This is a genomic window from Chryseobacterium sp. SIMBA_028 (assembly GCF_046535285.1).
Classification (GTDB): Bacteria; Bacteroidota; Bacteroidia; order Flavobacteriales; family Weeksellaceae; genus Chryseobacterium.
Window position 1 is genome coordinate 12,425 of the sequence record NZ_JAWRWZ010000008.1, and the last position, 14,970, is coordinate 27,394.

The 14,970-nt window shown below is 35.1% G+C and carries 10 protein-coding genes; all 10 read left to right on the forward strand.

Annotated elements, in window-relative coordinates; genetic code table 11:
- Window positions 1-80 precede the first annotated feature (80 nt).
- Window positions 81-860, forward strand: a complete 780-nt coding sequence (locus tag SCA31_RS11780) for a Ku protein (protein ID WP_410697188.1) — start codon at window positions 81-83, stop codon at window positions 858-860.
- A 45-nt stretch (window positions 861-905) separates the two neighbouring features.
- Complete coding sequence (locus SCA31_RS11785; RefSeq protein WP_410697189.1) at window positions 906-1,520, forward strand: DNA polymerase ligase N-terminal domain-containing protein; 615 nt, start codon at window positions 906-908, stop codon at window positions 1,518-1,520.
- 65 nt (window positions 1,521-1,585) lie between these two features.
- On the forward strand, window positions 1,586-3,448 hold the full coding sequence (gene ligD / locus SCA31_RS11790; protein WP_410697190.1) for a DNA ligase D: 1,863 nt from the start codon (window positions 1,586-1,588) through the stop codon (window positions 3,446-3,448).
- A gap of 54 nt (window positions 3,449-3,502) precedes the next feature.
- Window positions 3,503-4,756, forward strand: a complete 1,254-nt coding sequence (locus SCA31_RS11795; RefSeq protein ID WP_276876978.1) for an NAD(P)/FAD-dependent oxidoreductase — start codon at window positions 3,503-3,505, stop codon at window positions 4,754-4,756.
- A gap of 239 nt (window positions 4,757-4,995) precedes the next feature.
- On the forward strand, window positions 4,996-5,166 hold the full coding sequence (locus SCA31_RS11800) for a lmo0937 family membrane protein (RefSeq protein WP_129056831.1): 171 nt from the start codon (window positions 4,996-4,998) through the stop codon (window positions 5,164-5,166).
- A 38-nt stretch (window positions 5,167-5,204) separates the two neighbouring features.
- On the forward strand, window positions 5,205-5,816 hold the full coding sequence (locus SCA31_RS11805) for a DUF4142 domain-containing protein (RefSeq protein ID WP_410697191.1): 612 nt from the start codon (window positions 5,205-5,207) through the stop codon (window positions 5,814-5,816).
- An 861-nt stretch (window positions 5,817-6,677) separates the two neighbouring features.
- Window positions 6,678-8,303, forward strand: coding sequence for a T9SS type A sorting domain-containing protein (locus tag SCA31_RS11810; RefSeq protein WP_410697193.1), 1,626 nt, complete (start codon window positions 6,678-6,680; stop codon window positions 8,301-8,303).
- Window positions 8,304-8,308: 5 nt separating this feature from the next.
- Window positions 8,309-10,699: a hypothetical protein gene (locus SCA31_RS11815; RefSeq protein WP_410697194.1), complete on the forward strand. Its 2,391-nt coding sequence runs from the start codon at window positions 8,309-8,311 to the stop codon at window positions 10,697-10,699.
- Window positions 10,700-10,702: 3 nt separating this feature from the next.
- Entirely contained in the window at window positions 10,703-14,209 is a 3,507-nt protein-coding gene (locus SCA31_RS11820) for a DUF6443 domain-containing protein (protein ID WP_410697195.1), read from the forward strand.
- 9 nt (window positions 14,210-14,218) lie between these two features.
- On the forward strand, window positions 14,219-14,749 hold the full coding sequence (locus tag SCA31_RS11825) for a hypothetical protein (protein ID WP_410697196.1): 531 nt from the start codon (window positions 14,219-14,221) through the stop codon (window positions 14,747-14,749).
- Window positions 14,750-14,970 lie beyond the last annotated feature (221 nt).

The following is a 14,970-nucleotide window of genomic DNA, read 5'->3' on the forward strand; positions in this document are numbered from 1 at the left end:
ACTTATAAAAATATCCCAATAAATATTATTTACATCAATTTGGAAAAGGTTTTGTACTCTAACAGCTAAAAACAAAAAATATGAGAGCGATCTGGAATGGAGCAATAGGTTTTGGATTGGTAAATATACCGATCAAGCTGTACTCGGCCAGTGAATCGAGTACATTAGATCTGGATATGCTGGATAAAAAAGATCTCAGCAATATCAAATACAAAAGGGTAAATGAAAATACCCACAAAGAAGTAGCCTGGGAAAATATAGTAAAAGGGTATAAAATAGAAGATAAATACATTGTATTGGAAGATGAGGATTTTCAGGCGGTAAGTCCTGAAAAATCAAAAATTCTCAGTATTTTACAGTTTGTAAAAGAAGAAGAAGTGGATCCCGCTCTTTTTGAAACCCCTTATTTTTTAGAACCTCAAAAAAATGGAGAAGCTGCCTATAAATTATTGCTGAAAGCCTTAATGAAAACAAAAATGGCAGGAATAGGTTCCCTTATTTTAAGAGAACGAGAAATTCTTTGCATGATTCGTCCTTATCAGGATGAAATTCTCATGGTAAACCGAATGCGGTATCCGGAAGAAATGAGAATGTATGAAGACCTGAAAATTCCATCAGGAAAAGCACCGAAAGCTGAAGAACTTAAAATGGCGGAAACATTAATTAAATCTTTAGCAGAGACTTTCGACCCTTCGAAGTACAGGGATACATACAATGAAGACCTTCTGAAAATTATAAAACAGAAAGCAAAAGGTAAAATAAAGAAAGTTAAAGAAACAAAACAGCCTGCGGGAAAAGCAACTGACCTTATGGCAATGTTGAAAGCCAGTCTGGAATCCGGAAAAAGAAAAGCAGGATAAGCGTTTAATCAGATAATAATTTTTCGTTCAACTTTAAATTTTTGTATGATGCCATTAGAAGAATATCATAAAAAGAGAGATTTTAAGATAACTTCCGAACCGGAAGGCAAAGAAAAAGAAAGTAAAGCAAAACTGAGATTTGTGATTCAGCGTCATGCAGCAACACGTTTGCATTATGATTTTCGACTGGAAATGGATGGAGTTCTTAAAAGCTGGGCCGTTCCAAAAGGACCTTCTCTTAATCCTTCAGATAAAAGACTGGCAATGATGGTGGAAGATCATCCTTATGAATATCGCACATTCGAAGGAAGTATTCCCAAAGGAAATTATGGTGCCGGTGAAGTTGAAATCTGGGATGAGGGAAGCTATGAACCTTTAGAAAAAATAGACGGAAAAAGCGATGATCTGATAATGCGTTCAGAACTGCATAAGCAATCCCTTAAGTTTATTTTGCATGGTAAAAAATTGAAAGGCGAGTTTGCTTTGGTGAAAATTAAAAATTCAACAGAGGAAAACGCATGGCTTCTTATCAAACATAAAGACCGCTATGCTGTTGCAGAAGATTATGATGCTGAAGAACATACTTCAAAAAATTCTAAAGTCACAGCTTATCTCCAGGAGAAAAGCAGTAAAAAAAAAATGACACCGCCGAAAGCTTAAAACATTACAAAAATTATACGCCGGCACTTTCAGGAGAGAGAAAACTTCCCGATTTTATAAAGCCCATGCTTTGTAAAACAAACGAAAAACCGTTTGACGACAAAGATTGGGCTTTTGAAATAAAATGGGATGGATATAGAGCGATTGCCGATACCAGAAAGGGTGAAATCCGGCTGTATTCCAGAAACGGACTGGATTTTTCAAAATCATTTAAAAAAGTTGCAGATGCACTCAAAATTCAAAGTCACGAAATGGTTCTGGATGGTGAAATCGTTGCATATGATGATAAAGGAAAACCTAATTTCCAATGGCTGCAGAGAATAGCGGAACAAAATACAGACCTGGTTCTCATCTATCAGGTATTCGATTTGCTATGGCTGAACGGACATTCCACAGAAAACCTTTCTTATCTGCAGCGAAAAGAACTGCTTAAAGATGCTCTGATTGAGGATGATGTCATCAAGTATCACGACCATGTTCTTCAAAACGGAAGGGATTTCTTTCAGGCCGCCGAAAATATGGGACTGGAAGGAATTATTGCTAAAAAAGCTGACAGTGAATACAAAGAAAACATCAGAAGCTCCGAATGGCTGAAAATAAAGATCCATAAAAGTGACGAAGCACTGATCTGTGGTTTTACTGCTCCAAAAGGCTCAAGAAAATACTTCGGATCACTTATTTTAGGAAAATATCTCAATGGGGAACTCATATTTTGCGGACATACAGGAACAGGATTTACAGAGCGAAGTCTTAAAGAGATTTACCAGAAATTACAACCTCTCGTGGTGAAGCAATCGGCATTTAAAATTACCCCTAAAACCAATTCCAAAGCAACATGGCTTCAACCTGAATTAGTAGCTGAGATAAAATATACAGAACTTACGAAAGATCATATCTATCGGCATCCGGTTTTTTTAAGACTAAGAGAAGATATTGATAATAGAGATGTAAAATTTGGTATGGATTCACCTCAAAAACAGCCTGAAATGAAAACTAAAGCAACGACAAAAAAAACAACAGATAAAGTCAAGAAAATCGGAAAACAGCAGGTTACCCTTACCAATCAGAATAAAATATATTTTCCTGATGACGGAATTACAAAAGGTAACATTATAGACTATTATCAGAGTGTTTCCAGATTTATTTTGCCCCATCTGAAAAACCGTCCCCAATCACTCAACCGTTTTCCAAATGGGATCGAAGGGCTAAGCTTCTATCAGAAAGATGCGGATGAGCATACGCCGGACTGGGTGAATCTGCAAAAAATATTTTCTGAAAGTAATTACAAATACATCAATTATATCATTTGTAATGATAAAGAAACGTTGGCCTATCTGAATAATCTAGGCTGTATTGAACTGAATGTCTGGACAAGCTGTGTACCAAAGGTCGATTTTCCGGATTATTTGGTACTTGACCTTGATCCTTCTGAAAAAAATACATTTGAAGAGGTGATAGAAACTGCATTGGCTGTTAAAGAAGTTCTGGATAAGGCAGGTATTACCGGCTATCCGAAAACCTCAGGAAGTTCTGGTATACATGTATATATTCCAATGGGAGCGAAATATACCTATGATCAGGTGAAAGATTTTGGACATGTGCTTATGCAACTGGTTCATCAGGAGCTTCCAGAGCTTACGACACTGGAAAGAAGCCTTCAAAAAAGAGATAAAAATAAAATTTATCTGGATTATTTACAGAACAGACGAGCGCAGACCTTGGCAAGTGTATACAGTGTACGTCCAAAGCCCGGAGCCCCTGTTTCCGCACCATTAGAATGGAAAGAAGTTAAAAAAGGCCTTCACCCAACCGATTTTACAATCCACAACATGGCAGAACGTTTACAGGAAAAGGGAGATCTCTTCAAATCAATTTTAGGAAAAGGAATAGATCTTTTAAAGGCTATAAATGGATTAGGAAATATATAGAGATAATTCAAGGTTTAGAAGGTGAGAGTATTTTAACTTTAACATCAATCAGGTATGAAAAAACATATTGTCATTGTAGGTGGAGGATTCGCGGGGATTAATCTTATAAAATCTTTGGTAAATGATAACAGGTTTATAATAACATTGGTAGATAAGAACAATTACCATTTTTTTCCGCCGCTTATCTACCAGGTTGCCACTTCTTTTATTGAAGCGTCTAATATTAGTTATCCGTTCAGAAAGTTATTTTCAAACTATAAAAATGTACGGTTTTACATGGGGAGTTTAGTGAGGGTGATTCCTGAAACCAAAAGGATAGAAACGGAGAATGGAGAGCTTCAATATGATGAACTCGTTTTAGCGATGGGAACAGAATCTAACTTCTTTGGAATGGAAAATGTGCAGAAATGTGCCCTGCCTATGAAAACTATTGATGAAGCAATTTATGTAAGAAATTATATGCTTTTGACCATGGAAGAAGCAGCAAGAAATAAGAACGTGAAAGACTCCCCGAAGTTACAGAATATCGTGATCGCAGGAGGTGGTCCCACAGGAGTAGAACTAGCGGGAATGATTGCTGAAATGGGACAATATATAGCAGAGAAAGAATATCCAGAAATTAATCGGAGTTTTTCTCATATTTACCTTATCGATGCACTTCCTTCTTTACTTTCTCCCATGAGTAAGATGGCTCAGGAAGCAGCTTATGATAAATTAAATAAGCTTGGGGTTAAAATTATTTTAAATGTTGCAGTGAAAGATTATATAGATTCAAAAGTCATGCTGGCAGATGGAAAATCTATTGAAACAGAAACATTAATATGGACATCCGGAGTCATTGGCCGGGAAGTAAAAGGGTTACCCCAGGAAAGTATAGGAAAAGGGAGAAGGATTTTAGTAGATGAATATAATAGAGTTAAAGAAACAGATCATATTTATGCTTTGGGAGACATATGCTTGCAGACAACGGAAGAAAAATACCCCAAAGGCCATCCTCAATTAGCACAGGTTGCTATTCAACAAGGTAAAAATTTAGGAAAGAATTTTAAAAGAATTGAAGATGAGAAAATCTTATCTCCATTTATATATAAAGATAAAGGAACAATGGCCATCATTTCAAAATTCAATGCAGTAGTAGATCTTCCAGGATTTTCATTTAAGGGAGTTACAGCTTGGCTGACCTGGTTGTTTATTCATATTATTCCTTTGGTAGGTTTTCGAAATAAGCTCCGTTTAGCGCTGGATTGGTTAAGATTATTTATTACAAATAATCCTTCAATAAGGCTGATCCTTCGACCCAAAAAATAATTGGCAGAGCAATAGTAAATGATTGTATTCTGTGTGATACTAAAAACCCCTCTAAAAGGGGATAAATAATGCTGGAAATAAATATGGATGATGGTTGTGTAAAGCTAATTAAAGAATAGAATTCTGTTTATGACCTGAGTCATAAATAAAACATTTTTAAAGAGATACCTTTGGGTAGATGAGGTCCCAAGAGATGGGCAATGAGACTATTTTTATTGTATAACTTTAATTTTTTTGTTATGAGAAGTTTATTATGGTTAGTAGCAGTTATCTGTATTGTGGTATGGCTTTTAGGGATTTTAGGAATCATACCGGGGATTAGTACAGGATATTTAGTACATGTTCTATTGGTAATCGCAATTATTGTGGTTCTTTATAATATTATTACCGGAAAGAAACCACTTGATTAGATTCACAGGGATTCAAAAATCACTTAAAATGTAATTATATGAAAAATTTAATGTTAACCCTTTTGTCAGTTTTTGCCGTCATGGCCTGCACAAAAAAGGAAAAAATAATAGAGCGCCAATCTACAGACACTACGGTAGTAGCAGTGCCTGCAGACTCTCAAATGACAGTTACTGATTCTATAACAGTGTCCAATACAAAAGATGTCCAAAAATTAGTTAATGATCAAGATCGGAAATTTGCAGAAAATGCAGCGAGAGGAGGTATTATGGAAGTGATGATGGGTAAACTTGCTATCGATAATGGCGGAAATGCCGCTGTAAAAGCATTAGGAATAATGATGGTTACTGATCATACGAATGCTAATAAAGAACTTATGAAATGGGCTTCAGAAATAGGACTTACACTGCCCACAAATTTAGATGCTGAAAAGCAAAAAAAATATGATGAGCTGAAGTTAAAAAAAGGGGCAGAGTTCGATAAAATGTACACAGATTTTATGGTGAATGATCATAAGGAAGATATAAAAGAATTTAAAAAAGAAGCTTCAGAAGGGTCTAACTCTGCATTGAAGTCATTTGCAGAGAAGACAATTCCTACTTTAGAGCATCATTTGAAAGAATCTGAAAAAGCAAAAGGTATAGTAAAATAATATCCTTATAAATTATCATCATATTCTAAGTTATATTCGGGAAAAAAGATATTTAAAAAAAGTATGTTTTTCCCGAATTCTTTTTTTAATAAAGCATTAATTAATTTGTTGTAAATAAAAATGGCACCCTGGGTTTTAAAAAGGATGCGGTTAGGTTGTATGGGCCTCAGCGAGTTCATCTTTAAATACTTTTATCGATGATTTGGCGTTTGAGCCAAATTAAACAAGAATTAGTTATCCCAAATCTGGCATTAACTTTATGGTAGTTGTAAGGTTTTTGCAATATAGTTTTAAATATTTGAACCAATAGAAGTTGGAATCGTTTGATTTTATTTTACTTCGATTGGCGTCTGCCTTTTTATAAAGATTTTATGAATTACATTTAATTTATATTTAGTTAATAGGATTTGTCTAAAGGATTTGCTCACTTTGTTAGAGCACAATTATGCAACGCCAAATTCCTGAGATGGTGCATACCTTTGATATTTGCAAAGCGTAAATTAAAATATTTCCTTAACGGCACCATTTTTATCTTTCAAACTGAATTTTTCTTTGAAATCTACATCGTTTTCAAGATAAGTGACTGGTATTCTCAGTTGTCTTTCAAATTTTATCCATGTATTTGATGATGTTATTTGGCCTTCCAGCTTAAAAAAGCGGTAGGCATACTCTCTCCAATAATGTACTAAAATATCAGAATATATTATATCCCAATTATGTGATATGTTTAAATGAAGAGAAATAAATGGGAAGTGGTTAATAAAAATTAATATTAAATCTAATTAATGTGAAAATTACAGCTACTAAATAGTTTTAAATTCGGACCATCTTACATTCAAGATCAATAAAACTATATATAACATGAAAAACCTCTACATGAGTGCATTTACCTTATGCATAGGCTTGAGTCTCTCAGCACAAAATATAGTCTGGGAAAAGAATATTAAATCCAGTAGCCAGGATTTTCTAAGCCAAATCACGATAACCATTGACCAACAATATCTGATCACCGGGAGTTCTATCAAGGCAGGAAGCGGGAAGACGGAGGCTGGAAGTAAGCAGAACAACGGTTACGATTTCCATCTGGTCAAATTGAACCAGCAGGGAGAAGAAGTCTGGGAAAAATACTTCTATGGACAAAATCATGATTATTTATCAGCAACAGTGACTACGCAGGATGGTGGATTCCTTTTAGCCGGAACTTCTTATTCAGGAAAAGGACTGGATAAAAAAGAGGATTCGAAAGGTGGATCAGACATATGGCTGATCAGAATCAATGAATTTGGGGATGAATTGTGGCAGAAAACATTGGGAAGTTCTTCAGATGAAGAAGCAAGAGCTGTCATTCAGACTACAGATTTAGGGTTCTTTGTTGCGGGTAATGTCCAGAATGCTGCAAAAGGTTACGGTTCCAAAGATGTTCTAATTACCAGACTTGATAAGGACGGAAAAGAACTCTCCCAATTAATTGTAGGCGGAAAAGGTCTGGATGAAGTTAAGAAAATGATTCCAACAGGAGACGGCGGTGTCCTGCTGGGAATATATTCCAGAAGCTCCGAGGTTCGTGTTTCGGGATCTGGAAGCACTCAAGCCAACAACCAACGATCTGCAATCTCAACAGCCATTAGCCAGGTGCCCAAAGGCAGCAGCAATTTCGGTGAAGGCGACTATTGGATCGTTAAACTTGATAAAAACGGAAAAGTAGAATGGGAAAAGAATTTTGGTGGTAAAGGAGATGATCATATCAGAACTCTGGCGTTAACTTCAAATGGATTTATCATTGGTGGCGAATCAAGATCGGAAAGATCAGGGAACAAAACTGTAGGCATTGAAGAAGGCACAGACCTTTGGCTGATTTCTTTAAACGAAAGAGGAGATGAACAATGGCAAAAATCTTACAATTTCAAAAACAGAGACATTTTAATGGGAATGAGCGTTGTAAGCGGGAAGATGGAAGATGGAAGCGAGAAGTCTAAAGGCATTCTGCTGGGAGGTTATACTCAGGCTGAAGGAAGAATTCAAACGGATGATGAAACGTTCTGGATGCTCTATCTTGATCAAAATGGAAATGAAAAATGGAGAAAGCACGTCAAAGGAGAATCCAGACAAAAAGAAGAAAGGCTTTCTGATTTAAAACTCAACAGAGACGGCTCTATTGTCTTAGCCGGAACCAGCGCGGAAGAATTAGGAAAAGAGAACTGGAAGATTGTAAAGCTTGGAGACAAACAGGTTGATCAGTTAATTGAAAAATACGACATCAAAATCTATCCAAACCCAGTCTCAGATTACGCTTACGTGGAAATTGGCTTTGACTTTAAGGATGCTGATATTCTTCTGTATGATATGTCCGGAAGACAGCTTCAAAGTATAAAAACTAAGAACAGAGTGACCAAGCTTAATACCCAATCACTTATAAAGGGCGCTTATCTAGTTTCTGTAAAAACAAATGAAGGTAAAACGACATCTGCTAAACTCATTAAACAATAAATATAATGAAAAAGATATATAAAAACTTTTTTATCCTGCTGTTCTTTTTACTATTGGGATTAAGGCAAGGATATGCACAGAGTGGTATGGCATTAGAAAAATCCATTGCCTCGTTATCCAGTTATATAGATGCTCCTGTTAATGAAGCTACGGGACTTCCTAGTATTAGTATTCCTATTTTAAATGTTCCTATGCCGGATCATAGTGTAGATTATCCTATCAGTTTAAGATATAACGTCAGAAATTCTGAAAATACATTCAATGTTAGTGATGTAGGCCAGGGATGGTCATTATTCGGAACAAGTGTTATTTACAGGGAAGAGCGGGGAAATGTAGGAGAATGTGATAGGGTGAATTATCCTTCTGTTTCCCAGGAAGATACTTATTATTATAATGTGCTTGACTTATCTGGAAAACTTGCCATCAAAAAGACAGCCGGTGTTTATAAAGTGGTCAATCTAACACCTACTAACAACATTAAAATAGAAGTTAATAATTCTAATGCGATCCCGGGATTATTTACTCCTATCGACTTTACCATTATCACTGATAATGGTTATAAGTATAACTTTACTAAAATTGATACTTACCAATTTAGATGTTACGCATATGATTATCCAATCACTAGTGGAATAACATCTTCCTATTATCTTACCAAAATTGTGAGCCCATCCAATGTTGAAATCGCAAACCTTGATTATCAGTTACAAAGTAAGACTTTGCCGAACCTAGAAATCAAAAAATATTGCAAGATAAAATCAATAAAGACTTCAAAAGGAGAAGTTAACTTTGATTTTGCTTATGATGATGGTTTGGTAAATACCGTAAATGACCCTCTGCGACTGAATAAAGTAAGTCTTAAAAATCCTGCAGGAGAAGTCTTATATTCCTTTTTAATTAACACATATATTTCCTCTTTTCCTTCCAATGATCAGATGAAAAGAAAACGTATACTCAATTTTATAAGAAAAAATGATAAAATTGATCTGAAAATAGAACAAACCGTTTTTGATTATGAAAATAGCGCACAGTCTGGGCAGCAGGAAGGCATTTTAAAGAAGGTAACATTACCTGCCGGAGGAGTTGTGGAGTATAATTATGAAGATCATGTGTATCCTAATCATATTTCTCCCGTTGCAAATCTGGCGAAAAGAATTAAAAACATCAACTATTACAAAAATAGTATTGATACTACTCCTGAAAGAACGATTAATTATAATTATAATTTCTTTGGCACCACATCTTCATCAGGATATAAATATTTTGGTGAACTGGATGAGTATTCTGACCAGAAAAATGTTGCTTATATTCTTTATAAAAATGTTAAGATATGGGAAGCAGGTAAAGGATATATACAAAAAACATTTGTTACTCCTAATGATTATCCGAAATACCTGACTTCACAGTTATATGTCAATTATTACTATTTCTGGCCCAATTATAATATTACAAGATGGGGGTTACTGTCCAAAGAAGAAATATATAATGAAGAGAGTGCATTGCTTTCTCAAAAAGAATATAAATATTTCTTCGATCAATATCAGGACAGCCAGTATGATTTCAAAATTACACCGGAATATTCAGTATTTATTTCAGAACATATTTCCAGTAAGATCGCTTACATTCTGAAAACAAACCAAACAGAGAAGGTATTTGATCCTTTTAATAAAAGTATAACTAAAGAATCAGAGGTTAGTATCAATGCCATGAATCTCAAGCCTGGTTATTTAAAATCTATTGTTAACGGAAATATAAAAGAAAAATTCATTGCATATCCTATTAATTTACCGGGTTATTCTCATTTGGAAAATGCAAATATGAAAGGAATTCCAGTAATTACCGAAGAAAAGGAAAATGGAAAACTGCTCTCAAGATCAAAAGTATTATTTAATAATGGTTCTTTGTTACCCACTTCTATTCTTACTACCAATATCGTAGATGAGAGCACAAAAGAAAGTGTAAATATGAATTTGTATGACAACAAGGACAACCTTCTACAGTTTTCCAATGTTTCAGGAGTACCAACTGCCATGATATATGGATATAACCAATCTTCTTTAATCGCTAAAATTGAAGGAGCCACTTATAATCAGGTTCAGAATTTGGCACAAGCTATCATTGCTGCTTCAGACGTGGATAATAGTACAGGAACTCAGGCATCAGAAGATGCATTGCTCTCAGCACTAAATACTTTCAGAAATAATCCTGCTTTATCACAATATCAGATTACTACTTATACACATGACCCGCTAGTTGGAGTGAGAAGCACAACACTTCCATCCGGAGTGAAACAATATTATATGTATGACAATGCGGGCAGACTCCAATTTATTAAAGATAAAAACGGATATATCCTGGAGGATTATCAATACAGATATAAAAACTATAAAGATTAAACTATGAAAAAAACATATTCTAGTATACTGATATTGGTTGGGCTTTTGCATTACGCCCAGACTGTTCCTCCAATATATAATGGACAAAATTCAGATCTTTCAGGAGTTAATGAGAATTACATCTATGTTCGTAACTATCTGGAGCCAACAAGTGTTAGTAATCCTAAAGCGAAACAGATTCAGAATATCCTTTTTTTTGACGGATTAGGAAAACCGAATCAAAATGTAACAATTCATGCTTCTCCCACAGGTAATGATCTGGTTACTCATATTCCTTATGATAATTTCGGAAGACAGGCTGAAGATTGGCTTCCTGTACCAATGAGCAGTCAAAATGGTAATATCCAGGTTCCACCTTCCACTTCAGGATATTATAAAACCTCTTCCGGCAGTGTGGATGCACTGATATATGGCAAAAAGAATTTAGAAAATTCTCCTTTAGATCGTTTGCGGTCTTATGCGGGTCCAGGAACTGACTGGTCTGATAAGCAGTCTATTTATAATTATTATACTAATAATGACGCAGAAGTCTACAAATTTACTACCACCTCAACATTGAATAACGGAGTCATTTCGTCTGTTTTGAATTCTCAACTCATAAATTATCCTGAAGGCGCGTTATATAAAACCGTTATTAACGATGAAGATGGACATGAGGTTACAGAATTTAAAAATGAGCAGGGACAAACCTTATTGACACGTAAAAAGCAAGGTTTTTCTTACCTTAGTACTTATTATGTTTATAACGAATATAATCAATTAGCTTTTGTTATACCTCCCTTAGCAAGCCAGAAGATTGCAGCAGCTAATAGTGTTACCCCAGATATTCTCGCAGGCTTAATTTACCAATACAGATATGATGGCTGGAATCGTTTGACAGAAAGTAAAACTCCAGGAATAGACTGGAAATATATGGTGTATGATCAGATGGATAGATTAGTCATGTCGCAGGATATTAATCTCCGTTCTCAGGGAAAATGGCTCTTTACAAAATATGATGCTTTGGGTCGTATTGCTTATACGGGGCTTCTCAATAGCTCAGGCGACAGGCAGGCTCAACAGGCTGCAATCAATACAAATCCTGGTGAAACGAGGAGTAGCAGTGGCTTTACTGATTTAGAAGGTTCCACGATTTATTACACTAACGGGAATACTTATCCACAAAGTAATATGACGGTTTTAAGTGTTAACTATTATGATACGTATCCTCCGGGAAGTCCTTCAAACAGTTCAGGAGTGGTTACCCAATCTTATCTTTTGGCTTCCTTTGTAAAAAATATAGAGAACAATAGCTGGACAAAAAACTACATATATTATGATGAGAAAGGAAGAGCAATAGCAGACCATTCGATCAACCATTTGAATGGCTATACCAAAAAAGAATCTACGCTTACCTTTTCCGGAGTACCTTCAAATATTTTGACGCATCATAAAAAAGATGCAAACAGTCAGGAAGTAACAATCAGTGAGTCTTTTACTTATGATCATCAAGACAGATTAATAAAACATACTCATCAAATAAATGGTGGAGCAGAAGAAACTCTCGCTGAATATATTTACAATGAGTTGGGACAGCTTCAGAATAAAAATGTAGGTAATGGTATACAGTCACTGGCTTACCGGTACAATACACGTGGGGCTTTAACTCATATTAATGATCCTAACAGTTTAAATAATAAGCTTTTCGGATATGAACTTAAATACACGAATCCTCAAAGCAATAATGCAATCTATAGCGGAAATATCGCAGAGATCGACTGGGCCACTCAAAGTGATGGCATATTGAGAAGATATGATTATAGCTATGATGGAGTTAACCGACTATCAGGCGGACTTTACATAGAACCTAATGCCACAAATCCAAATGTTTATTACTTCAACGAAAGTGCTGAATACGATGGCAATGGGAACATATTGTATCTATCCAGATCTAGAAAGTCGCAAAACAGTACATTTGCTGAGTATGCTGATGGATTAAGCTATACCTATGATAATAACAGCAACAGGCTTGTAAAAGTAAAAGATACCTCTAGTAATGGAGCAGGCTATCCCATTGGAGGAAATGCAATTACTTATGATGACAGTGGGAATATGAAAAATCATTTAGATAAAGGAATAAATACAATAAATTATAATTTCCTAAATCTTCCTAATAACATAAGTGTAAATCCTGGAACAAAAAAACAGGGAACTATTCAATATATTTATAGAGCAGACGGTACTAAGGTTGCTAAAACATATACAGGTACTTTAAACTCAATAACTACCACAGAGTATATTGATGGATTTCAATATTCTTCTTATGCAGGTTTTTTAACTCCAATTACACCATCAGGGCTTCAATTTGTACCAACAAGTGAAGGATATTATGATTTTACAAAAAGTAAGTATATTTACAACTATACAGATCACCTTGGAAATGTAAGGGTAAGTTACCTTAAAGGAACCAGTGGAGCAGCAGAGATCATTGAAGAAAACAACTATTATCCTTTTGGATTAAAGCATGAAGGATATAATAATATAGGATTAGGTAATTCTAATTATAAATATGGCTATCTGGAGAATGAATTGCAGGAAACAGGAATGTATGATATGAATGCTCGTTCTTATATGCCTGATCTGGGAAGATTCGTACAGCATGATCCTTTAAGTTCTCTGTCATTAGATGCTTATGGATATGCTTTTAATAATCCTATAGCTATTAAAGATCCCACAGGGCTGTTTGGAGAAAGTGCAAACTGTCCTCCGGATTGTTCAATTCCTCCTAATTCTCCGGGTGGCGCCAATAATCCACGCCTTATCGAAGAGGTGGTAGTGGGTAATAATCCTGGCGGAGGTTATCTGCCTGCCGGCTTTTATTATTATCCTTGGGGTGGCTATGGCTATGGCGATTATAGCGGAGGATCCAACAGCGTGGGACCTGTATATAACATTACAAATGCACCAGGGGAAGATCCGCTTGCATGGTTGCGCACGAGGAATATGCCTAGTTTCCAGGATACGTATACCTGGGGAAGTAGGGGAAATTGGTTTTTTGGAGCAGCAGCTGCTTTATCAGTAATAAAAGGAGGTTTGAATGCTGAAAGAATGTATGGACAGGGAATCAGAAGAGGCATAACTGCCAATTATCAATTAACAGGAAGAAATCTGAGCCAATTTGGAAGCATGGCACCTACAAAAGCATCTTTTCCAACTTCTTCTTTAGCAAAATGGGGAGGAATTGCTGGAAAAGTAAGCGTTGGAATTGGTATTGTGTTAGATTATAGAGCACTCCAAAAAGGAGAAATTTCTGAAAGTAAATTTTATTTCAATTCAGGAGTGGGACTTTATGGGTTAACCGCTGTAGGAGCTGTTCCATCCATATTGTATTTTGGTGTAGACGCTTTTTATCCGGGAGGTTGGACAGGTAATGCAGAACATCCGGGAGCATTTAATGATCAATCCCGATTGAATCAGGAAAATAGTTTTAATCCATATTGGCAAATTTGGCCAGGAGCAATGAAACAATAAACAAATTCTATGAACAAAATAAAAAGAGCATATTATTACTTTTTCTATAAAATGTATAAGGCAATGATATGGACATCATTTCCATTTAGAAATTTTTTGAACGGGTTTAGAGCGGGCTTGGTAATGATAGTTCTTGAATTCTGGATTGCATTTTCTATCCAAAATTATTATTATATAATCAATAATATAAATCCAAAATCCATTTCAGATTTATCATTGTATATTGTAGGTGTTATTATAATAATATTCAATTATGTAACACTTGATCATAATAATAATGTTTGGAAAAAATATAATTTGGAATTTGACAATCTGCCTAAAAGAAAGAATCTAATAGGCGGCATAATTGTTTGGTCAATAGTTTTATTTATAATTATTAATTTTTTTGCATCTATCCATTATTCCCAAAAAAAGTTTTCTATTCGCTATACTCCAGAATTTATTGCAAAAGAAAGAAGAATAGATTCTTTACAGAAAGCTCAGCAAATTGAAAAACTAAAAAAAATCTATGGAGAAGATAAAAAAAAAGACAATGAATAAACCTGCTGCAATAAGAATCCCTTCATATAGGATCTTATTAAATTACTTTTCTATCCTAGCGTGAGCGCAATACCCGTATCTAGAACAAGATTAACAAAGTCGATAAATAAATCCGAGAAGATAGTAGCTTCTCGGATTTTTATGTATAGAATTTAAATGTTAAATGGAATCTGAAAGTATTTTTTTTGTTAGAACCTGATTACTGAATCATTACTTGTGAC